This is a genomic window from Pseudoalteromonas sp. SR43-7 (assembly GCF_014163785.1).
Classification (GTDB): domain Bacteria; phylum Pseudomonadota; class Gammaproteobacteria; order Enterobacterales; family Alteromonadaceae; genus Pseudoalteromonas; species Pseudoalteromonas distincta.
The window spans coordinates 15,215-36,707 of sequence record NZ_JACJDY010000015.1 but is presented as its reverse complement, the minus strand read 5'-3'; the positions used below and the strand labels follow the sequence as shown (position 1 = coordinate 36,707).

At 38.8% G+C, this 21,493-nt stretch carries 26 protein-coding genes; 10 read left to right on the top strand and 16 right to left on the bottom strand.

The genetic code is table 11. From position 1 onward, the window contains the following. Positions 1–3: 3 nt before the first annotated feature. Entirely contained in the window at positions 4–588 is a 585-nt protein-coding gene (gene dcd, locus H5087_RS12430) for a dCTP deaminase (RefSeq protein ID WP_002959670.1), read from the top strand. 16 nt (positions 589–604) lie between these two features. Here the strand turns inward: dcd and H5087_RS12425 are convergent, their stop codons facing one another. Together H5087_RS12425 and H5087_RS12420 are read right to left on the bottom strand one after the other, a co-directional pair. Continuing rightward, positions 605–1,390 (bottom strand): CLCA_X family protein, encoded by a 786-nt coding sequence (locus tag H5087_RS12425; protein ID WP_024597611.1) that lies wholly within the window; start codon positions 1,388–1,390, stop codon positions 605–607. A 24-nt stretch (positions 1,391–1,414) separates the two neighbouring features. Further along, positions 1,415–2,011, bottom strand: coding sequence for a tRNA-uridine aminocarboxypropyltransferase (locus H5087_RS12420; RefSeq protein WP_024597610.1), 597 nt, complete (start codon positions 2,009–2,011; stop codon positions 1,415–1,417). Positions 2,012–2,148: 137 nt separating this feature from the next. Here H5087_RS12420 and H5087_RS12415 point away from each other — a divergent pair, with 137 nt between their 5' ends. Then, positions 2,149–2,493 (top strand): Hpt domain-containing protein, encoded by a 345-nt coding sequence (locus tag H5087_RS12415; protein WP_182672239.1) that lies wholly within the window; start codon positions 2,149–2,151, stop codon positions 2,491–2,493. A 367-nt stretch (positions 2,494–2,860) separates the two neighbouring features. After that, positions 2,861–4,078, top strand: a complete 1,218-nt coding sequence (locus H5087_RS12410; RefSeq protein ID WP_024597609.1) for a pyridoxal phosphate-dependent aminotransferase — start codon at positions 2,861–2,863, stop codon at positions 4,076–4,078. 67 nt (positions 4,079–4,145) lie between these two features. Here the strand turns inward: H5087_RS12410 and H5087_RS12405 are convergent, their stop codons facing one another. From H5087_RS12405 to H5087_RS12390, 4 genes are read right to left on the bottom strand one after another with little or no spacing between them, the layout of a single operon-like run. Continuing rightward, a complete protein-coding gene (locus H5087_RS12405; RefSeq protein WP_002959676.1) occupies positions 4,146–4,613 on the bottom strand; it encodes a glycine zipper 2TM domain-containing protein in 468 nt (155 codons plus the stop codon). A 55-nt stretch (positions 4,614–4,668) separates the two neighbouring features. Next, positions 4,669–5,289 (bottom strand): penicillin-binding protein activator LpoB, encoded by a 621-nt coding sequence (gene lpoB, locus H5087_RS12400; protein WP_002959677.1) that lies wholly within the window; start codon positions 5,287–5,289, stop codon positions 4,669–4,671. 11 nt (positions 5,290–5,300) lie between these two features. Then, entirely contained in the window at positions 5,301–5,726 is a 426-nt protein-coding gene (locus H5087_RS12395) for a YcfL family protein (protein WP_002959678.1), read from the bottom strand. A gap of 8 nt (positions 5,727–5,734) precedes the next feature. Then, the gene (locus tag H5087_RS12390; protein ID WP_182672238.1) at positions 5,735–7,099 is read right to left on the bottom strand and encodes a COG3014 family protein; all 1,365 of its coding nucleotides are present in this window, start codon (positions 7,097–7,099) and stop codon (positions 5,735–5,737) included. 224 nt (positions 7,100–7,323) lie between these two features. Between H5087_RS12390 and H5087_RS12385 the strand changes: the two genes are divergently transcribed. The 4 genes from H5087_RS12385 (at position 7,324) to H5087_RS12370 (ending at position 10,364) form a co-directional block, all read left to right on the top strand. Then, entirely contained in the window at positions 7,324–7,782 is a 459-nt protein-coding gene (locus tag H5087_RS12385) for a hypothetical protein (RefSeq protein WP_024595110.1), read from the top strand. A 70-nt stretch (positions 7,783–7,852) separates the two neighbouring features. Further along, the gene (locus H5087_RS12380; protein ID WP_154903261.1) at positions 7,853–8,683 is read left to right on the top strand and encodes a DUF692 domain-containing protein; all 831 of its coding nucleotides are present in this window, start codon (positions 7,853–7,855) and stop codon (positions 8,681–8,683) included. After that, positions 8,680–9,453 (top strand): DNA-binding domain-containing protein, encoded by a 774-nt coding sequence (locus tag H5087_RS12375; RefSeq protein WP_182672237.1) that lies wholly within the window; start codon positions 8,680–8,682, stop codon positions 9,451–9,453. The genes H5087_RS12380 and H5087_RS12375 overlap by 4 nt, the downstream gene beginning before the upstream one ends. A gap of 41 nt (positions 9,454–9,494) precedes the next feature. Next, the gene (locus H5087_RS12370) at positions 9,495–10,364 is read left to right on the top strand and encodes a DMT family transporter (protein WP_182672236.1); all 870 of its coding nucleotides are present in this window, start codon (positions 9,495–9,497) and stop codon (positions 10,362–10,364) included. A 6-nt stretch (positions 10,365–10,370) separates the two neighbouring features. On the opposite strand, the gene H5087_RS12365 is transcribed toward H5087_RS12370, so the two are convergent. From H5087_RS12365 to H5087_RS12335, 7 genes are all read right to left on the bottom strand, one after another. Next, complete coding sequence (locus H5087_RS12365; protein ID WP_182672235.1) at positions 10,371–11,069, bottom strand: M15 family metallopeptidase; 699 nt, start codon at positions 11,067–11,069, stop codon at positions 10,371–10,373. Beyond that, complete coding sequence (gene dapE / locus H5087_RS12360; RefSeq protein ID WP_182672234.1) at positions 11,069–12,199, bottom strand: succinyl-diaminopimelate desuccinylase; 1,131 nt, start codon at positions 12,197–12,199, stop codon at positions 11,069–11,071. The genes H5087_RS12365 and dapE overlap by 1 nt, the downstream gene beginning before the upstream one ends. Continuing rightward, the gene (locus tag H5087_RS12355; RefSeq protein ID WP_024594546.1) at positions 12,196–12,543 is read right to left on the bottom strand and encodes an ArsC family reductase; all 348 of its coding nucleotides are present in this window, start codon (positions 12,541–12,543) and stop codon (positions 12,196–12,198) included. Before H5087_RS12355 ends, dapE begins: the two co-directional genes overlap by 4 nt. Before the next feature lie 4 nt (positions 12,544–12,547). Beyond that, positions 12,548–13,045, bottom strand: a complete 498-nt coding sequence (locus H5087_RS12350; RefSeq protein WP_002959694.1) for a PTS glucose transporter subunit IIA — start codon at positions 13,043–13,045, stop codon at positions 12,548–12,550. 3 nt (positions 13,046–13,048) lie between these two features. Next, positions 13,049–13,435: an ACT domain-containing protein gene (locus H5087_RS12345; protein ID WP_002959696.1), complete on the bottom strand. Its 387-nt coding sequence runs from the start codon at positions 13,433–13,435 to the stop codon at positions 13,049–13,051. 227 nt (positions 13,436–13,662) lie between these two features. Next, positions 13,663–15,822, bottom strand: coding sequence for a phosphate acetyltransferase (pta, locus tag H5087_RS12340; protein ID WP_182672233.1), 2,160 nt, complete (start codon positions 15,820–15,822; stop codon positions 13,663–13,665). A gap of 1 nt (position 15,823) precedes the next feature. Continuing rightward, positions 15,824–17,038 (bottom strand): acetate kinase, encoded by a 1,215-nt coding sequence (locus tag H5087_RS12335; protein WP_182672232.1) that lies wholly within the window; start codon positions 17,036–17,038, stop codon positions 15,824–15,826. Between the two features lie 282 nt (positions 17,039–17,320). Here H5087_RS12335 and yfbV point away from each other — a divergent pair, with 282 nt between their 5' ends. Next, a complete protein-coding gene (gene yfbV, locus H5087_RS12330) occupies positions 17,321–17,767 on the top strand; it encodes a terminus macrodomain insulation protein YfbV (protein WP_182672289.1) in 447 nt (148 codons plus the stop codon). On the opposite strand, the gene H5087_RS12325 is transcribed toward yfbV, so the two are convergent. From H5087_RS12325 to xthA, 3 genes are read right to left on the bottom strand one after another with little or no spacing between them, the layout of a single operon-like run. Further along, positions 17,764–18,579 (bottom strand): putative RNA methyltransferase, encoded by an 816-nt coding sequence (locus tag H5087_RS12325; RefSeq protein WP_182672231.1) that lies wholly within the window; start codon positions 18,577–18,579, stop codon positions 17,764–17,766. The two genes, yfbV and H5087_RS12325, sit on opposite strands and share 4 nt — an antisense overlap. Then, positions 18,576–19,223 (bottom strand): energy-coupling factor ABC transporter permease, encoded by a 648-nt coding sequence (locus H5087_RS12320; protein WP_182672230.1) that lies wholly within the window; start codon positions 19,221–19,223, stop codon positions 18,576–18,578. The genes H5087_RS12325 and H5087_RS12320 overlap by 4 nt, the downstream gene beginning before the upstream one ends. A 5-nt stretch (positions 19,224–19,228) precedes the next feature. Then, the gene (xthA, locus tag H5087_RS12315) at positions 19,229–20,035 is read right to left on the bottom strand and encodes an exodeoxyribonuclease III (RefSeq protein WP_024596546.1); all 807 of its coding nucleotides are present in this window, start codon (positions 20,033–20,035) and stop codon (positions 19,229–19,231) included. Between the two features lie 240 nt (positions 20,036–20,275). On the opposite strand from xthA, the gene H5087_RS12310 reads away from it, so the two are divergent. Then, positions 20,276–20,707 carry an exonuclease III gene (locus H5087_RS12310; RefSeq protein WP_154903246.1) on the top strand — a complete coding sequence of 144 codons (432 nt, stop codon included), beginning with the start codon at positions 20,276–20,278 and terminating at the stop codon, positions 20,705–20,707. A 227-nt stretch (positions 20,708–20,934) separates the two neighbouring features. Beyond that, positions 20,935–21,456 (top strand): EF-hand domain-containing protein, encoded by a 522-nt coding sequence (locus H5087_RS12305; RefSeq protein WP_154903244.1) that lies wholly within the window; start codon positions 20,935–20,937, stop codon positions 21,454–21,456. The last annotated feature ends 37 nt before the right edge of the window (positions 21,457–21,493 follow it).

Here is a 21,493-nt window from a genome sequence, read left to right as displayed (position 1 = left end):
ATAATGAGACTTTCAGACACACATATTAAAGAATACTTAAGCGATGGCCGCATTGTTATTGAGCCTGCGCCAACGAGCGAGATGATTTCAGGCGTGACTGCCGATTTACGTTTGGGAAATAAATTTAGAACGTTTAATGCGCATAACGCCGCATACGTCGATTTAAGTGGTCCAAAAGATCAGCTAAATAAGGCCATGGAATCGATCATGAGTGAAGAAATAGTGCTTGATGAAGGTGAAGCATTCTTTTTACACCCAGGTGAACTTGCACTAGCTATTACCCATGAAAAAGTAACTCTACCAGCAGATATAGTAGGTTGGTTAGATGGACGCTCATCGCTTGCGCGTTTGGGTTTAATGGTGCATGTAACCGCGCATCGAATAGACCCAGGCTGGAGCGGCAATATTGTTTTAGAGTTTTACAACTCAGGTAAATTACCACTGGCACTACGCCCACTGATGAAAATTGGTGCTATGAGCTTTGAAATGTTATCGGGCCCGTGTGAAAACCCATACAATATTCGTAAAGATGCAAAATATAAAGATCAAAGCAGCGCAGTAGCAAGTCGTATTAGTGACGATAAATAATCACCAAATATAGGCATTACTCGTCCATTTTATGAAGCGCATAACCCAGTAGTTCAAAGTACTGGTTAAGCGCTTCATTTGCTTTATTAATATGCTCACTATTTGGGTATATTAAATTACTACTTTTTAAGCCTCCCACCAAAAAGCTATTTTTTATATATGTGTGGCCTTCAATACAGGCTTCAAAACACCGTGCTGCAAGCTCTTCGGGCATGCTCATATAATTCATATTGTGGGCTTTATCGTGTTCTATACACGTTTGTACAAAGTTATTTGCATCAATACCATCTTCATCTAAAAATACATGTTTATAAAAACTGTTCAAAGCATTATTAAGTGGATGCGATAAATTAGGCGTGTTTGAAAGCCATAATTTTGAGGCAAAACCAAAGCGGGGTTTTGCTGCAAATAAGTGCTCGCTTATATGATGATCAAACGCATGGAACCATTCGTGAGCAAGTGCACCACCGCCTGCATTTTTTGCAAGAGCAAGTGTTTGAGAGGCTGCATTATAATGCGCTTGCACGCCTTTTTGACCACCATGGCCAAATGCAAAGTTAAGCTTCCCGCGCAGGCCAATTGCTTTAGGTGGTAAATGCAGTATTTGCGCAAGGTCGGCCAGTGCATCGTAAATTAAATTGGCGCTAATGTAGCGCTCTTCTTTAGTTACCCATTTACCAACGACCATTGACCTAAAGCCGAAGGTATCTCTTATATCGCTAAAGTCGACTTGGTCGTCAAAGCGATAGTCGGGTCCTTGGCGAGTAAAGCCACGTTTTAGTCTGTTAGGGTAGTTACGCATTGCAAGTTTCATATAGTAACGAATTTAATCTAAGTAACGTGCTTTTACGTGCTCAGGCATGTGTTGGGTTTGTTTTTGTATTAATTCATTTAGCGCATTATAAAGTGGTGCGGGATTTAGTTGCTCTATTAAAAACAAACTATGCGCTACAGCTTCAAGTGTGGATAGGCTGTCGGCCCGAGGAGCTTTACGAATAGCATAACGATTTTTAGGTAGCTGTTTAAAACTGACCGTTTTAAATTGATTTAGTAATGTGGTGAGCTGCAAAATTTTGTAGACTTTTTTCCATGTACCATCAACCACGATTAAATGGGTGATGTTTTTTACATTTGGCTGCTCAGTGTTATCGTCTAAATTTACAGCGTGTTCGTTAGGGTAGAGTAAAACAGTTGAGCTTACTGGCAGTGTTTTTAGTATGGAAAAGTCATCATTATTTTCGCCTTTGATTATTTGGCAATCAGTTAGGCATAAATTGAGTAGTTTAGCGGTATTTTTTGCTATTTTTTCTTCACTCGGGTGCTGTAGAATAATAACCGTAACTTTGTTGTTTATATTTGTAATTGCGTTGCAAATACAGGTGTTTATTGAAAAGTTACAATGATTACAAAGTGTGCGTGCCATTTAATAAACTTTTTGTTGCCAGTATGTTCCTCGCAATTATACATTTATAAGGTAATTAAGTTGGTTTTTTTTACGCATCAATATAAAGTAGTTCTATTAAACTGTAACTTACATGGATTGTTTTAAGGGCTTAAAATATGACAGAAATAAATATTGATACATCAGCATTAGAGAGTATGGAATCGTTATTGGGTGAGCAGTTTGCTGATACACTTGATTTTTGCTGCTCAGAGTTTGAACGTTTGGGCTCAGAAGTGTTAGCAACCATTGGTAAAGATAAAGAAGCAGCTATTCGCCACTCCCATAGCTTAAAATCGAATGCGGCGCAGTTTGGAGCTATAAGCCTTGCTGAAGTATCGCGTGTTATTGAACAAAATTTAAACCTAGATAACTTAGCTGAAGCTATCGACGCATCTAATAGCTTAATGGCTCAAGTAACAGGCTCTCAAGCTAAGCTAAATGAATGGTTAGCATCTCGTTAATTATTGAAGCCGAAACGTGAATTTATTTCAGTATTAAGCACCTAAATTGACTGGCATTTTACGCCTTTACTAGGTTAGTCTAAAGACTCACTAGGGCGTGTTGATCTTTCGGGATTGAATTTGCAACGAGTGTCTGGTTTTTAGGTTAGGCAGAGCCTATGCAGTGTGGTTTTTCCACATAAATAGGCGATAACAACACATAAAATCCAAACACGCATTGCCCAGAGGGTTCTTCCTAGGGGCTATTTTCTCTTTGTTACTCAATTTTTACTTAGCCCACTAGGTTACAAATCTCACGCCGCGATTAAATCGCCCCTAGGTTGAACAAATTTAATCCATAAAGTCAATACGCCCTAAAGAGGTAAAAATGTCTGATATTAAAAAGAGTCACAAATTAGAAGGTGTATGTTATGACATTCGTGGGCCGGTTTTAGCACAAGCTAAAAAAATGGAAGACGAAGGTCAAAAAGTATTAAAATTGAATATAGGTAATCCGGCTGCTTTTGGTTTTGATATGCCAGAAGATATGCACCGCGATATTATCCGCAACTTATATTCAGCCCAAGGTTACTGTGACTCTAAAGGCCTCTATTCAGCCCGCGTGGCTATTTATCAGCACTATCAACAACGTGGATTACATAATTTAGATGTAGATAGCATATATATTGGTAATGGCGTAAGCGAACTTATTCAGATGATCACCCAAGCGCTATTAAATAATGGCGATGAAGTGCTTATTCCAGCTCCAGATTATCCACTTTGGACTGCTTCTGTCACATTATCGGGTGGTAATCCGGTGCATTATTTATGTGATGAAGAGCAAGATTGGTTTCCAGATATTGCAGATATAAAAAGCAAAATAACGTCTAAAACTAAAGCTTTGGTATTAATTAATCCTAATAATCCGACAGGTGCGGTTTACAGTGATGATTTGTTAATGCAATTAATTGATATAGCGCGTGAACATAAACTGCTGTTATTGAGCGATGAGATTTACGAAAAGATTTTATACGATGGTATAACGCATACTTCAATCGGCTCACTGTGTGATGATGTACCAATCATTACTTTTAATGGTTTAGCAAAAACCTACCGTGCAGCGGGGCTAAGAATGGGGTGGATGGTGCTAAGCGGTCGTACCTCGGTAATGGATGATTTACGCAAAGGCCTTGAAATACTTTCATCTATGCGTTTGTGCGCCAATGTACCTGCGCAATATGCAATTCAACAAGCGTTGGGCGGCGTGCAATCAATTGATAATTTAATTAACCCAGGTGGGCGCTTATACGAGCAGCGCGATATTGCATGGCGCGGGTTAAACGCTATTGAAGGTATTAGTTGTAAAAAACCAAAAGGCGCGCTCTATGCGTTTGCCAAAGTAGATACAGCACTTTTTAACGTTAAAGATGATGAAAAGATGATGTACGATTTGCTAAAAGCCGAAAAAATATTACTTGTACATGGCAGGGCGTTTAATTGGCCCGAGCCGGATCATTTTAGATTGGTATTTTTACCAAGCAAAGATGATTTATCGGATGCGATGTTAAAAATGAAGCGTTTTTTTAAAGACTATCGTCAAGTATAGTTATTTAAAAAGTAAAAAAACGAGCCAAATTTGGCTCGTTTTTTTACTTTAGTCATGAATATATTGGCTAGTACGCTTTATCTACACGCACCGTGTTGTCGTTCAAGTACACTAATCTTACATTATCGCCTTTGCTAAAGCGCATTGATTGGTCTTGATCTTGAACAACCATAAACTGGTCGCCGTTTTCAACTTGTATTAATAACTCTACAAAATGATTTTGCTGATAATGACTTTGCTGCTGCCTATTGTGTGCAACACTGCCGCCAATTACCGAGCCTAATATTGTTGCTACTGTGCGGCCGCTACCGCCACCAAACTGGTTGCCTACAACACCACCGAGTAATGCACCGCCGAAGGTTTTCCAGCCGTTGTTTTTGTCTTGAATGATTTCTTGTTCGGTAATATTGCGTACCGATTTTACGTCACCAAATAAAACTTGCTGCACAGGGACTGCTTTATTGCGCTCGTATTGAGCAAAAGTTGGCGCGCTCACACTAAGTAGGGCACACATTATTAATATTATAGCTTTCATAATAATCTCCTATTGGTAGCCTTTATGGGCTTATTAGCCCGTAAAGGCTTAGTAACTACCAACCAAATGTCGATTTTTCTTTAGTTTTACGAATTTCAGTTTCGTCAGCCCATTCTACAAGGCCGCTTTCCATATCCATTAAGCGCATTGTAAATTTGTAATAAACATCTGATTTATCAGCGTTTGATTTAACTATGCTCGATAAATTTCCGTATAACATATATTGCGCGCCAATTTGTTTACCAAATGCAACGGCTGTTGCAGGGTTAACAAGGGCATCTTCGTTTTGAAACGTTAATTGCTCACGTACTGATTCAACACGCGTCATATCTACAAAACGGAATTTACCACTGCGTAGCATTTGCGTTGAGATTGAATCGGTGATTGATTCAGTATCAATGTGCTCACTAGTTTTGTTTTTAATACGCTCAACAAATACTACAGGGCGTTTATTAGCGGTCATTGTGCCAACAACGGGTGAGCTGAGTAATGAATCGGTCATTTGGCTAGCTACTTTTTGTAAATCGGTAGAGCCAAAATTAATATCGGTTGTTTCTACTGCTTGTGCATCGCCATAACTTACTACGGCTTTATTAGCACAGCCACTTAATACTAAAGCGCTCAAGCCAACTAAAGCGTAAGTTGATACTGTTTTAAATTTGTTACTGATGATCATGGTTGTTTCCTTTAATCTTTAAATTCTTGTGATTCGGTAGACACTTCTCTTACTGCTAAAGAAAAGGTAACCGCATCAGAGCTCGGTGCTAAGCCCGGTAATTGTGTTTTTGCAAAACCAAATAAGGTGAGTGCTTGCCAAGGTGAATGGTTGCCTTTAATTACAAAGCCGTCTTTATCAAACCAATTAAACTGATACTGTAAATATTGTGATTTTTTATACTGGCTCGAAAGTGTCACTACTACATCGGTTAACTGGTTGGTTTGACGTGTTTTCACATCAGTAATGGCCAGCTTTTTACCAAGCTCTGGGTTATCTACACGTAATTGCTCATTAAACTGGTTTTTATTTTGTTCAACAGAAATACCCGATGTAACCGGTTGGCTGGAACATGCACTGAGCATTAAGGCTGCTAATAATGGCGCTATGTATTTCATGATGGCTCCTAAAGTTGAACTACGTGGTAATTAAAGTAGTTATTGATAGAGGTTAAGTAAATTAACGTTAACCCTTGCTTACTAATGGTAAAATTTATGGGTGCTTGTGTGCCTATATGCACAGAATGCTCACCTGTATTTAGGCTTTGCCTTGCGACACTTATTTGATTTGGAAGTGTAAGCCAGCTGCGTGTATCAGCTTGCTCAGACGCCAAATTATAAATATTAGCAAGTATGTTACCTACATCACCGGCACTGCGAGCAAGTTCTGCCCGTACTTTCTCTTTGGCTACTAATCTGAGTACTTGGCGAGCGACTTTTGCAGGTATTTGATCTTCTAGAGTTTTAGCTGCAAGTGCCTCAATGTGTACCAGTGGGCTAAGCGCCAAGCTTTGTGCATCTATATTTATATTGTTAAGGCGGCGCACATAGGCATTATCTTTATATACCGGCATCGCCAAGCTGTAAAAGCGTGCATCGCCACGTGATGAATAAATTGGCAAGCGCAGTTTAAATTCATCTTGTTTTGGTACTAATCCTTGTTCAAATAAAACAATTACTTCGCCTTGTGATGAAGAAATAGTGGGCGTATCGCCAAAGCGTTTTTTAAATTCATTTAGATCTTGGTCAAACCCTTGTTTTTTAGCAAGGCGCATCACATCTTGCTGTAAATAAATATTGTTAGGTTGTATAGCCAATGCTTTTTTATAATCGATATAGGCGTCGTCGTATTGTTTAGCACTTTGGTAAAGCAAAGCAGATAAGTAAAATGTGTAGGCATTTTGAAAGCCATTTTTTATGTTTCTGGTTACATTGCTCATGCTTGGGTAGTGTTGCTGAGCTTCTTTAACGGTTGAGTCTACTTCTGCTTCATTCTCGCTAAGCGCATCAACTTGTACTTTATTAGCTCGGCGAATTTCGACCAATGCGCCTTCAACATCATTTTTATACACGTAGTTAAGTGCTTTATAACTATGAAGCATGCTCATTTCGTAAGCGGGTGGCACATAAGTTATTGCTGAGTCGTTGGTAAATAAAGCGTTACTTTGTTCAAGGCCCGCACTAACTTGTATTTTGGCGGCTTCACGCTTTTTTTGCATTTGCGTATACACGTTCTCAAATTTACTTTGTGCATCATCTGGTGTATTTTCTAAGTCGTTTAAACGAGCTTGCTCAAGTTGGTTGAGTAAGTAGCTGCTGTGCAGGGTGCTATTATTAGCAATAAGGGATTGCGCTTCTTCGATGTTGTTTTTCTCGATCGCATTTCTTATTGGTGTCATTTGTGTGGCATAGTCATTAAATAGGTCATTAAAACCCATTGTGCTACACCCACTTAAAATAAAACAAAAGCTTAAAATTATACTGCGGCGCACTGAGCACTCCTCTTAATTTACCTGTATACATTAACATACTATTTTTAGCTAAATGTGTGAAATATTGTAAAAAATCGTAGAGTAAAACTGCCTGCTAATAAAGAAATATAAAGTGACATTAGTGAACAAAGTGTGAATTTTTTTGGTTTATTATCACTCCACTGAAATAGTATTTTCGCTTTAGCGGTCTTGCTAAGAGTTAAATCACTCAGAGGAATTAAAAAATGAAAAAGTTTACAGGTGCAGCAATGGCTGTAATGGTAGCAGGTTTAGTTGGTTGTAATGCAACAGAGGCAGAAACGGCAACATCAAGTGCAGTTGCTAGTAATGGCGCAACAACTGATTTAGTTCATTGTTATGATGCGAATGTATGTGGTGGCCATAACGATTGTAAAACAGCTGAGAATGCATGTGCAGGTCAAGCGTCATGTAAAGGGACTGGTTTTGTAGCAATGCCTGCAAAATCATGTGCTGACGTTGGCGGTACAGTAAAAGATAAATGGGTTGGCAGTGTAGCTAAAGCAGATTTAGTACATTGTAACGATGTAAATGTGTGTGGCGGTCATAACGATTGTAAGACTGCTAATAATGCTTGTGCTGGACATGCATCATGTAAAGGCACCGGTTTTGTATCAATGCCTGCAAAAGCATGTGGTGATATTGGTGGTTCTGTAGGTAGCTAATACCAATTTATCGAACGCATAAAATAAGCTTAAACGATGTGTTTATTATTCAGGCTTATTAAGGAAGTTTATGACAAATCGTTTTTTAGGTTTTGGTTTAGGACTAAGAGCCCCGCATTTTGAGCAAATTATTGCAGATAAACCAGCTGTAGATTGGTTTGAAATTATTTCAGAAAACTATTTTGTAGCCGGTGGAAAACCTTGGCATTATTTAAATAAAATAAGAGCAGATTATCCGATTGTTATGCATGGGGTATCAATGTCGATTGGTAGTATTGACCCTATTGATAAGGACTACTTAAATCAGTTAAAAAACACAATTGCGAGGGTTGAGCCGCATTGGGTGTCTGATCATTTATGTTTTACCCAAGTGGGCGGTATTAATAGCCACGATTTACTACCAATGCCTTACACCTCAGAGGCGCTTGATCATTTAGCAAATAAAATTTCACAAGTTCAGGACTACCTAGGGCGCGAAATGATTTTTGAAAATGTATCGAGCTATTTAACCTATAACGATTCACAAATGAGTGAGTGGGAATTCTTAGCGCAATTACATAAGCAAACAGGCTGTAAGTTTTTAATGGATGTAAATAATGTTTATGTAAGTGCGCGTAATCACGACTTTAATGCAATGGATTATTTATCAGCTATTCCGAGTACAGCTATTGCACAAATTCACTTAGCAGGACATCAAGACTTTGGTACGCATATTATAGATACGCACGATGAAGATGTTCCCGATGCGGTATGGGACTTATATGCTCAGTATGCAAAAACATTAAATCCGGTAAGTACCATGATTGAACGCGATGATAATATTGGCTCCCTTGATGATTTAATTACTGAGCTTGAGCATGCCAAAGCGCTAGTGAAACCGTTTTGGGATATAAGGTCATGAGTGGTTTAGCAAAGCTGCAACAACAGTTTATGGATTTACTGCAAGGAGAAAGTTCGGATATTAGCGAGCAAATTGCGCAGCAAGGGCAGTTAAATACACAACAGCGACTCTCTATTTATCAAAGCGCTTATAAAATTCGCTTAAGAGCCGTGATTGAGCAAGATCACGAACAGTTGGGCATTTACTTAGGTGATGATTTATTTGAGATGATGGTTGATGGTTATTTAGCTTTATATCCTTCAACTCATACGTCACTACGAATTTTTGCAGAGAAGCTACCAGATTATTTAGCCGCTAATACTCCTTTTAGTGATTACCCCATACTTGCAGATATAGCCAAATTTGAACGACTATTACTAAGTACTTTTGATGCAAGCGATAAAACATTACTTAATGTATCAGAGCTTGAAAGTATTGAACCTCAACAATGGCCAAATTTACTATTAAAATTACATCCAAGTGTACAGTTAGTTGCGTTTAATACGTTGGCGGTTGAAAGTTGGCAGGCAATAAAACAAAAGCAAACACCGCCAGAGCCAAGAGTCTCAGAACCTCGCTTTTGGGTTGTAGCACGTGATACTGAAAGACGTACACAGTATTTAAGCGTTGATGCACAAGAATACCGCTTATTGAGTCTATTAAAACAAAACACACCCTTTGCACAGTTATGTCAATCCTGTTTAAATGAACTCCCTGGTGAGCAAATCGCTGGGTTTTTAATTACTAAAATTAATCAATGGCTTGAACGCGGTTGGTTAATTAGCGAGTGAGTTTAAACAATATAGTTATTTTTCGTTGCGAAGGAATTTTTTTGAAAGCCACCATATACACATTAATTGCTTTAATTGCGTTTGCCGCAAATTCTCTTTTTTGCAGAATGGCCTTAGCAGAAGGTTATATAGATGCTTGGAACTTTACTGTTATTCGCTTGCTTAGCGGAGCTGCATGTTTGGGCATTATAATGGCAATTTATACCCATAATTTAAAACGTAAAGGCACATTCAATCCCGCTATTTTAAGTGACAGAGGAAGCTGGCGAAGCAGTATTAGCCTGCTTGTTTACGCGCTTTGTTTTTCGATTGCCTACGTAGAGCTAGATACCGGTACCGGTGCACTAATTTTATTTTCTGCTGTGCAGCTTACTATGATTGGCTGGGGTATTTATCAAAAAGAGCAATTAAGCGTACTTCAGTGGTGTGCATTTATAGTGGCGTTATCTGGTTTTGTATATTTAATGCTGCCATCTGCAGCGGTGCCTTCATTATTAGGTGCATCACTTATGGCACTCAGTGGTGTGGCATGGGGTATCTACAGTATTCGCGGTAAAGTGTGCGTATCGCCGCTGCGTACTACTGGGTTTAACTTTATAAGAAGCTTAGTTGCTATCCCTGTTTTATTACTTGTAGGTATGAGTTATTTAAAAAATATGAGTATTGAAGGGGTGTTACTTGCGTGTGCCTCGGGGGCAATAGCGTCTGGAGTTGGTTATAGTGTTTGGTATGTAGCAATGCCATTGCTTAAAAGTACCCAAGCAGCGGTTGTGCAACTTTGTGTGCCGGTACTTGCTGCCATTGCTGGTGTTTTGTTTTTATCAGAGCAGGTAACAGTGGAGTTTATAGTAGCAAGCTCCTTAATATTAGGAGCTGTGCTGGTGTTTATTTTAAATAAAAAGAAGGCTTAATAAAACCTAACCTTCTTTTAGGTGTGGGCTTACGTTTGTTACAAAGCGTTTATAAATAGCAGGTAAGTTATCAAGTATTGCCTGCTTACCCTGTAGTTCACTGTTTTTTATGCATTCAAAAAGTACTTGCTCGCTAAGTTTATTCACTAATAATTGTGATTGCTTAATATGGCTTATATGCCAAAGCTCAGGTGCTACGCCACCTAAATCATGCTGGTAAGGACGATAAAAACCAAATTTAACTAAGTTAGTATCAAGCCAATTACTTAAAGGTGCAAACGGCCCACCTTGCAAGTATTCATCAGGTGTTAGCTGTAGCTTATAATCATCACTGACCGCAGCTTTATCAAACACATCTAAGTCAGTCCCTAAATGGTGCCTGCTTGCGCCAGGTAGTGCAGAGTAGAGCATTATTGCTATGCATTTATCTACATCATTTAATTTAGTTAAATCTACAACCTTTTGCTGTTTATTATAAACAGGTCGAATACCTAAAAACTTATTATTCCAAATAATTGACTGGCGTTCAAAGTCGCGAAAACTTGAGGCAATAGTAAGATCAAATCCCGCTTTTTGAGCTGCACTTTGCAGCGCTAAAAAGTCGCTAATAATAGCGCTGTGCAAGCGATGATTTTGTATGTCAGTTAAATGTGTATCACTTTGCCCTGTGATACACATTATCGATGTTGGTTTAGTTACATCCATTATGCTAAAAGTTGCTCTAGTATTTGCTCGTAAATGTCGGTAAGGGCTATTAAATCATCGGTACTTACGCATTCATCTACTTTATGAATAGTTTCGTTACGTGGGCCAAGTTCAATTACTTTAGCACCTGTTTGTGCAATAAAGCGACCATCTGATGTGCCGCCGGTAGTTTCTAGATTCGTCGTTAAACCAGTTACTGATTTAATCGCTTTTACTGTGGCATCAACAAGGGGTCCGTGCTCGGTGATAAAAGGCAAGCCATTTACTATCCAGCTTAATTCATAATTTAAGTTATGCTTTTGCAGTATGTCATTTACACGTTGTTGTAATTGCTCATGTGCTACTTGCGTGCTAAATCTAAAGTTAAACTGTACTTCTAGCTCACCCGGGATCACATTACCTGCACCTGTGCCGCCATTAATATTTGAAATTTGAAAGCTGGTAGCAGGGAAGTATTCATTTCCGTTATCCCACACCGTTTTGCTAAGCTCTGTAAGGGCAGGGGTTGCTAGGTGAATTGGGTTTTGTGCTAAATGTGGATAGGCGACATGCCCTTGTACACCCTTAACGGTTAAAAAAGCGGTAAGTGAACCTCTGCGGCCATTTTTAACAACATCACCTAATACATCTCGTGATGAAGGCTCGCCTACTAGGCACATATCAATTTTTTCACCGCGCGCCTCTAGCGTATCAATTACACGGGTAGTCCCGTTTATAAACGGGCCTTCTTCGTCAGAGGTGATTAAAAAAGAAATTGAGCCTTTATGATCTGGGTGCTTAGTAACAAACCGCTCGGTTGCAACAAGCATTGCAGCTAACGAGCCTTTCATATCGGCAGCGCCGCGCCCATGTAATAAACCGTCTTTTATTAATCCTGAAAACGGCGGGTGTTGCCAATTTTTTTCAGGGCCTGTTGGCACAACATCAGTGTGGCCTGCAAAACAAAAGTGCGGTGATTGTGTGCCTTTTCGAGCCCATGTATTTAATGTGTCGGTAAAAAATAATGACTCAATATTAAAACCAACCGCAGCAAGGCGGTCGTTCATCATCTGTTGGCAGCCAGCATCCTCGGGCGTTACTGACTCACGTTGTATTAGTGCTTGGGCAAGTGCAATTACATCATCTTTCATGATTTAAATATCTCATCGTATTGGGCTGCTTTAAAACCTAAATGGTAACTGCCATTGTTAATAAGTACTGGGCGTTTGATCATTGCAGGTTGTTCAACTAACAATGGGATAGCACTTTCTTTAGTCAAGCTCTGTTTTTGCTCATCAGTTAGTGCGCGATAAGTTGTGCCACGTTTATTAACAAGCTGTTCCCAATCGAGTTTATCTGCAAAATCACTTACCATTTGCTCATCTACGCCATCTTTGCGGTAATCATGAAACGTAAATTCGATGTTGTTGTCGGCTAAGTATTTTTTTGCTTTTTTTATCGTATCGCAATTGCTAATACCGTATAGAGTGATCATAAATTTAGTTCTTCTTAATAATAGTTAATAAGGTATCTACATCCGCATTTACATGCGAATGTGAGTAATGAAATGTGCCGAGATTATGGCCGTTAAGTAAGATTAAACTGGCCAGCATAGGCGTTTCTAGTTCGCGTAAATCAAAATAAGCGAGGCGCTGGCCTTTACTTATTTCACTACCATTTAATTGTGCAATATGAGTATGTGTAATTGATTGCGAACCGGTAATAGTTAAGTTGATTAAAACTTTTAAACCATTTTTAGCCTGTAAAATAAACTCAGTACCTGCGTTTTTTACTTGTAATAACGTGCCATCAAACGGCGCTAAAATTTTGTGGCTACTGAGCTTTACAGTAATACCAGGACCGAGAATACCAAACCTAAAAATAGGTTCGGGGTGTTCTTGAAGCGGTATTACTTTACCTGTAAATGGGCTTGTAATAAGGATGGCACTGCGGGGCGTTTTATTGAGTGCTAGATATTCAATTGTTTGTGCTTTCATATGCTATTGGGCCACCACGTTGTAACCATCTTTTTTTAAGGCATTAAGTGCTAGTGAGGCTGTTTGCTTTTTTACTAAAATATAATCGGTATCGTAGGTTGAGATTGAAAAAATAGAAATTTTAGCGCGTGCTAATACACCAGATATATTAGCCATTATTCCGGTCAGCGAAAAACCAAGTGGACCAACCACCTCAAGTGCTTGCCAATCAGATTCGGTATCTAAACTCTCTATTTCAAAGCTACTAGGGCAAACAATAGATAGTTCATCCTGGGTTTTAGATATAAAAAATAAAGGAAGCTTGAGTAGCGCCGCAGGTATATCGGCGTCAACATCTAAACTGTGAATAGATAAAACCGTGCTGTGTAATTGTAATGTTTGTTTTGACATTAAACGCCTGCGATACAGCATTATTGATAGCTTTATAGTATAGATTATTGCCTTCAAGTTAAAGGTGTAAGCGTGACTAAAATGAGCATTTGGAAGTGGGTTTTAATAGAGATTAAAAACTTACCCACAATTTCTGTGGATAAGTATGGGGGTTGCAGGGTATAAATAGCCTAACTAGTTAATTATTAAATAAATAATAGCTAGGCTATAAAAAGCACACGTTGTGTTTAATGTGCTATTAGCGCTTCTGCTTGGGCTGCCTGAATTGCAGTTAAGGCGATTGTATACACAATATCATCGACCAATGCACCACGGCTCAAGTCGTTTACGGGTTTGCGCATACCTTGAAGCATAGGGCCGATACTTATTAAGTCGGCACTGCGTTGTACTGCTTTATATGTTGTATTACCTGTATTTAAATCTGGGAATATAAATACAGTCGCTTTACCAGCTACAGGGCTGTTAGGTGCTTTTTTAAGTGCTACATTTTCCATTATAGCGGCATCGTATTGTAGTGGGCCGTCGATAATTAAATCAGGACGTTTTTGTTTTGCTATTTTTGTGGCTTCACGTACCTTTTCAACATCGGCACCCGTACCTGATGTACCCGTGCTATAGCTTATCATTGCTACACGTGGCTCTATGCCAAATGCAGCTGCAGAGTCGGCAGATTGAATCGCTATATCAGCAAGTTGTTCAGCATTAGGGTCGGGGTTTATAGCACAGTCACCGTAAACTAACACTTGGTCAGGTAGCAGCATAAAAAATACGGAAGATACCAGCGATGATCCTGGCGCTGTTTTAATTAACTGCAGGGGCGGGCGAATTGTATTAGCAGTGGTATTAACCGCGCCCGATACTAAACCATCTACTTTACCTTGCTCAAGCATCATTGTGCCAAGTACGACGTTATCTTGTAGTTGCTCTTGTGCTACAACGGCAGTTAGGCCTTTGCTTTTACGAATTTCGACCATAGGCGCAATATAATCATTTATAATACTTTTTGGCTCGATGACACTTACATGTTCGTTTAGCTCAATACCTTGCTGCTGTGCAATACGCATTATTTCTTCGCGATCGCCAAGCAATATAGTTTTAGCAATGCCACGTTGACCACAAATAGCAGCCGCTTTAATTGTACGAGGTTCATTCCCTTCTGGTAATACTACGGTTTTATCTGCTTTACGTGCTTTATCGGTTAATAAATAACGAAATGCAGGTGGTGATAACTTACGCGTTTTGCCTACACTTTGAGCTAGAGTATCGAGCCAGCTTGAATTGATATGTTCTGCATTGTGATCTTTTACTTTTTCAATGCGTTGGTCATCATCATTTGGTACTTCCATATTAAAGTTATGCAGTAATAGTGATGTGCGCCATGTATCGGCATCGGTTGCGAGTATTGGTAAACCGGTTTGCATAGCTTGTTCACACAAAGCCATAATACGTGGCTCTGGCTCAAAGCCACCGGTGAGTAATATAGCGCCAAGTTTAGTGCCGTTCATAGCAGATAAACACGCAGCAACAAGTATGTCAGAGCGATCGCCCGGTGTTACTAATAAAGCACCTGGCGTAAAATAATTTAAAATATTAGAAACCGTACGAGCACAAAAAGTAATACGACGCAGGCGACGATGAAGCATATCGCCTTCGTTAATTATTGTTGCTTTTAAATACGCGCTTAAGTCTTTTACGCGTGGCGCTACTAAGTCAAAATCCCACGGGATTGCGCCAAGCAACATAAACGGATTTTTTTTAAAAATAGGTAAAGACGCTAAACGATTTAACTCGTTTTCAAGCTCTTCGGGTTTGTAAGCGTCGACTAAATCGGCGCGTGCCCGGCCTTCTTCATCAAGTGGCGCATTTACTTTATTAAAAATACAGCCCAGTACACGAGGATGATCGATTCCACCGTAATTACCTGCTGCAATTTCTAGGCGGTCTTCTATTTGAGTAATGGTGTAATTACCAGGGGTAAGTACAAATACAATTTCAGCGCCGAGTGTTTGCGCAATTTCGCGGTTTACACGTCCAGCATAAGGTTGGCGACGAGTAGGCACCATACCTTCAATAATAGCTACTTCATCGTCGTTTATTTTACTTTCAAAGCGTTCAACAATTTCCTCTAGTAGATCATCACCTTTACCGTCGCCAATCATTTGCTCAGCATAATCAAGAGCAAAAGGGGTGGGTGGGTTAATAGGTGAACCTTGAGTGACTATTTGTGTTGATTTTTCAGGACCTGTTTCGCCTGAACGAGGCTGAGCGATGGGTTTAAAAAAGTTAACTTTAACTGTTTTTTGCTCAAGAGCGCGAACTAAACCAACTGATACCGACGTTAAACCCACACCGGTAGACACAGGAATTAACATAATACGACGTGCCATATTAAAGCTCCTTTACGATGTTAGCGGCATCAAGTGCAATAACCCACTCTTCGTTGGTCGGCATTACTACCACTTTGGGTGAAGTATTGGCTGAACTAATAATACCTTGATTACCAAAACGTGCATCAAGATTGCTCTTCTGGTCACAACTGAACCCTAAAAAAGCTAATTGATTAATGACATTTTCACGTATGATATCGGAGTTTTCGCCAATGCCGCCAGTGAATATAAGTGCATCTAAACGTTGTAATGGTACCATGTAAGCTGCAATTTGTTTGGCTAGTCGGTAGCAAAAAATATCCAGCGCTAAACGTGCCTGTTTATGTCCGGCAACAGCGGCTTCTTCAATCGTTCGGCAATCGTTAGAGAGTTCGCTAATACCTAGTAGGCCGCTTTCTTGGTTTAATAAATTATCTATTTGCTGAGCGTTGTAACTAAGCTGTGTGGTTAAAAAATTAAATAAACCGGGGTCAATATCTCCACTGCGAGTACCCATAACAATACCAGCCAATGGCGTTAAACCCATACTGGTATCAACACTTTTACCATTTTTTATTGCAGTAACAGAGCAGCCATTACCTAAATGAGCACTAATGAAATTACTCTTCTCTATAGGCTGATTTAATAATTTAGCAGTTTGTCCTGCTACATAGTAATGACTTGTGCCGTGCATACCATAGCGTCTTACACCGTAGCCTGTATAAAGCTTATAGGGTAGGGCGTAAAGGTAGGCAACTTCATCCATAGTTTGATGAAATGCTGTGTCAAATACTGCTACTTGCGGTAAACCTATAAATGAAGCTTGTGCAGATGAAATACCTAACAAGTTCGCATGACCATGTAGCGGCGCTAAAGAAGACGCTTTAGTAATACCGTTAATTACATCTTCATCAATTAAGACTGACTTTGTGAAATGCTCTCCGCCATGAACAACACGGTGCCCAACAGCAATAAGGTGCTCATCAAGGTTATGATCCTTTATTAAGCTTACAAGCGTATTTATAGCCTCAGCATGTGCTTGATTAGCCGCTAAGTCGATAACCGTCTTAGTTCCATTAAATTTGTATTTAATGGAGGGGGCTTTGGCGCCCAAGCGTTCAGCAAGGCCTGATATAATTTCGTGACCGTCGTTTGCATCAATAATGGCAAACTTTAAACTAGAGCTACCACAGTTTAAAACTAAAACATGTTGGGATTCAGGGGCGGTTGTTGGCATAGATTCAATTTCCATAAACAAATTTAGTAAGTGAACGTTAATACGTGATAGTTACACTTACGGTATTAAATAAAGCTAAAACAATTAAATGTTCAACTGCAAAGTGGTTAACTCAATGTTAAATATTTTACCTTATTTATGATGTTTAAGTTAGGATTGTTCGTCATTAAAGGGGAAATTTAAGCTCTTTTACTGAGAAAGTGTAACTCCCTCATTTTGTGTTACACTTTGGTATAGCTCGTTTTCTATTGTATTTAAAAGCAGTATCTGTGAGGAGTCATGATGCAAAAAAGTGTGATGTCACAACTACAAACAGGCCGTTTGTATGGTAAAAAATGGCCAATGCGTAAAGAGCTTGCGCCTTTGTTTTTAGAGTTTAGAGTGATTAGAGCGACTGAGCTTGCCATTACAGTAATGCCAATCTTGGCTATGCTAACGTTGTTTTTTCAGCTTAATTACTTAGGTTCTGATTTTTTACCGCAAGCTATTGCGAGTGCATTATTTTTTATATCGTTACCTTTACAAGGTTTATTTTGGTTAGGCAAACGAGCGCAAACGGCTTTAGATCCTGCTATGCAAAAATGGTACAACGAGCTGTACACTAAAATGGCGGCTAATGGATATCAAACGCAGTTAAGTGAAAACAAGCCCCGTTATATGGAGCTTGCTAACTTACTTAAAGATATGTTTGAAAAAATGGATAGAGCATTTACTAAAGAGCAGTTTTAGCGGGTTATACCATTATCTATTTTGGTAAACTGAGTAATATAAAATGATAAGGTGACATTGTGTTCACCTTTTTGTTCGAGTGCTGTCCAGTGCTCGGGTCTAAATTTCCATGCAAATGGCGTCATCATTATTAAGTTTTTAATATCAGTAAAGCTAAGCGCTACATGCTCTGTTAAAAGAGCCTGTTCTGATTTTTGAAACCCTTTTGGCGTGGCTATTTCAGTATGTTCGTTTACTTCTGAATATATATACGATTTTAGCTCTTTTAAATGATAAGGGCCTGGGCTTGCTACCACTAATGTTGCGTTTTTATTAGCAAGACGTTCAATCTCTTCCTCAAACAAAGGTGCAAATACGCTAATAAGTACATCAGCAAATTGACTTTTAAAAGGCGCTTGGCTAATTGATGCAACACTAAAATAGCAATTAGGGTAGCGCTTTGCCGCATATTTCACGGCAGATTTTGAAATATCGACACCGTATACAACTGCGTCTGTTTTACTTGCTATTGCTTGGGTATAAAACCCTTCACCGCATCCTAAATCTATAACCGTATTCGCACTTATTCGACCGACTAAATCGCTAAGATTTTGTTGTAAAAAGCGGTAGTATCCACGCTCTAAAAATGCGCGTCTAGCTTGCACCATTTCAAGGGAGTCGCCCGGTTGTTTTGAATTTTTTTGTTGTACTGGCAGTAAATTAACATAGCCTTCTTTGGCAAAATCAAAGCTGTGGTTGTTAGCACAACGAAGTGTTGAATCAGCTTTCAAAAGTGCGAGGTTACATAGCGGGCACTGATATTGTAGACTCATGAGTCTAGGTAGTCCTTATCGTAAAAAGTTTTTACCCAATGCGGGCGATAGGTGATCATAATTGTTATAGCCATGCCGTTGAGCATTGCTTCAGGAAACCAAATTATGGCACTTAAATAAACGTAGTTATCTGCAAGTTCTTGCCAATTGTATTGCCCTATAGCTAAGTAAAATAGAGCACCTAGGCTTATTTTTATACAGGCTATAAACCCTGCAGTTATAAACGCACAAACAAATATATAAACAAAAAAATGACGAGGTAAATACTGGTAACTAATTATAAAGCCAAGGTAGCTTAGTAAAATAGGAATAAACGCACCAATAAGCAGTTGTACTGGTAACAGTTCAAGTTCAATTTGACCAAATGCAGTTAGTAGCGCTGAGGCAAGTAGGCTACTTAAAATCGTTAATCGCCAGCCTAAAATTAATGTAGCGGCGGTAACACCTAGTATGTGTAAATCAAGGCCCGTTAAAATTCCTGCTTTTATTCGCCAAAGCACTGCAAACACTAACGCACATGCAAGAACTCCAGTTTGACGGGCTGGCGTATTAAGCAATGTTTTATATGTTTTTTTATCAAAGCTTAGTAGGGCAATAATAATTACAAGGGCCCAAAGTAGTCCTTGTATTGTTATGCTGAGCATAGTAATTACTTAAATGTTGACCATATAGGGGCATGATCTGAGGGTTTTTCAATACCGCGCAGTTCGTAGTCAATACCAGTATCTATACAGCGTGCTGCAAGCTCATTAGTTGCAAGTACTACATCTATTCGAAGCCCTCGGTTATCTACAAACCCTTTAGAGCGATAGTCAAACCACGAATATTGATCGTCTGTTTCTGGGTTTTGTTCTCTAAAGGTGTCTTTAAAGCCCCAATTAAGTAATGTTGCAAGCCATTCACGCTCTACCGGTTGGAAAGAACATTTACCCGTTTTTAACCAACGCTTTGCATTAACTTCGCCAATACCAATATCTAAATCGGTGGGTGATATGTTGATATCGCCCATAACAATGACGTCTTGATCAGGGGTGTGGTTGGTTTCAAGGTGTGTCATTAAATCTTTATAAAATTGTCGTTTATAAGGAAATTTAGTTTCGTGGTTAATATTATCACCTTGTGGGAAATAGCCATTCATGACTGTAAGGTCGCGACCGTTATCTTGTTCAACAGTGACGCTTATCATGCGTTTTTGCGATTCCTCTGTATCGGTAGCAAAGCCTTTTAAGACCGATTTAGGCTCTTTTTTGCATAACATAGCTACGCCATAATGGGCTTTTTGGCCATGAAAGTAGACGTGATATCCCATTTTTTGTACATCTTCTAGTGGGAATGCTTCGTCATGAACTTTAATCTCTTGCAAGCCAATAACGTCTGGTTGATGTTTGTCGATAATTGCTTGTAATTGGTGGAGACGAGCACGCAGACCATTGATATTGAAAGAAATCACTTTCATAAAATTTACCTTAAAATTGGATCTATTTAATGAATTAAATTGTATCAGTAAATACGCGTACATAACATGACTGAAATGAGAAAATAGCTGCACAAATGTTGATCAATTGGTGAGTAAAGTTTAAACATTGTAAATGCAGTATTAATTTTTTAAATAAATAAAAAATTCAATTGAACTTAACTTTATTGAATATATAATGCGCGAAATTCACTTGTTTAGCTCGTTCAAATAGGATCTCTCATGAAAACACAACTACTTTTAGCTACTGCTTTATTAGCATCTGCAACTGCTTCAGCACAAAGCAATACTTACTTCAGTCAAGATAATAAAATTGAGTCTAAGTTATGTGTACTAAGCGCAAACGAAGGCTTTAGTGTTGCTCGTAAAGAAGCTGCTCAGCACGGTGTTTACTTATCTCGTTTTTCTAAAAGCATTTTATGTAATGGTGAAGATATTCGCGATATTGCTAAAAAAACGGCATTAAGCAACGCATCAGTTGAGAAAGTAGAAGTATTTGCAAAAGATGCTCAACAAGAAACTCAATTATGTATGACGGCTTTAAAACAAGGTTTAGCACCTGTTCGCCAAAAAATTGGTAACTTAAACTCATTAAAATGTAATGGTCAAAACGTTACTGAGTTTGTTAAACGCTACCAAAACGCAGCAATCTAATTATTAGCTGAACTATATAACTAAAATTGAGATACCTGGTTTTTTACCGGGTATTTTTTTGCAAAAATTACAAGGTTGTTTGCAAAGCTTGCAAGCTTAACTTGTTGAAACTGTTCAATAAATGCACCAACCAAGATTAAGTTGTTGATTCTTATAAGTTAACTATTATTGGCATTGGATTTGTATTAGTTAAAGTGACATTTAATTAATTACGAAGGATACGTCTTATGAAAAAGTTAACATTAGCAGCCACTATTTTAGCATCATTAAGCCTAGCGGCTTGTTCATCTAATCAGGGTCTTGAAAAAATAGACAGTGACTTTGCAAGTTTAGATAATGACAGCGATGGCTACATCTCAAAAGTTGAAGCTGATGACGATAGCATTTGGGGCCATTTTTCAAATATTGATACCAATATGGATAACGAAATTAGCCGCAAAGAATTCAACACTTACATGAAGTTAAACAATGGTAAAGTAGCCACTGATTCTGAAGTAAGTGAGTCGGCATTTAAAGCTGAAATCGCTAAATTCGATAAAATTGAAAGCAGCTTTTCAAGCTTAGATAACGACAGTAATGGCTATATTTCGGTAGTTGAAGGTAACGATGATGATATTTCAAATCACTTTGGTTACATGGATAAAAACCAAGATAAGCGCATCAGTAAAAGCGAGTTTATGGGTTACATTAAAAAATACGGTAACGCAGTAGCTGAAGATGATGCATTAGAAGCCATTAAACACAGCTAATATTTGTTGTTTTAAAGAGTAAATTAGAAGCCAGTGA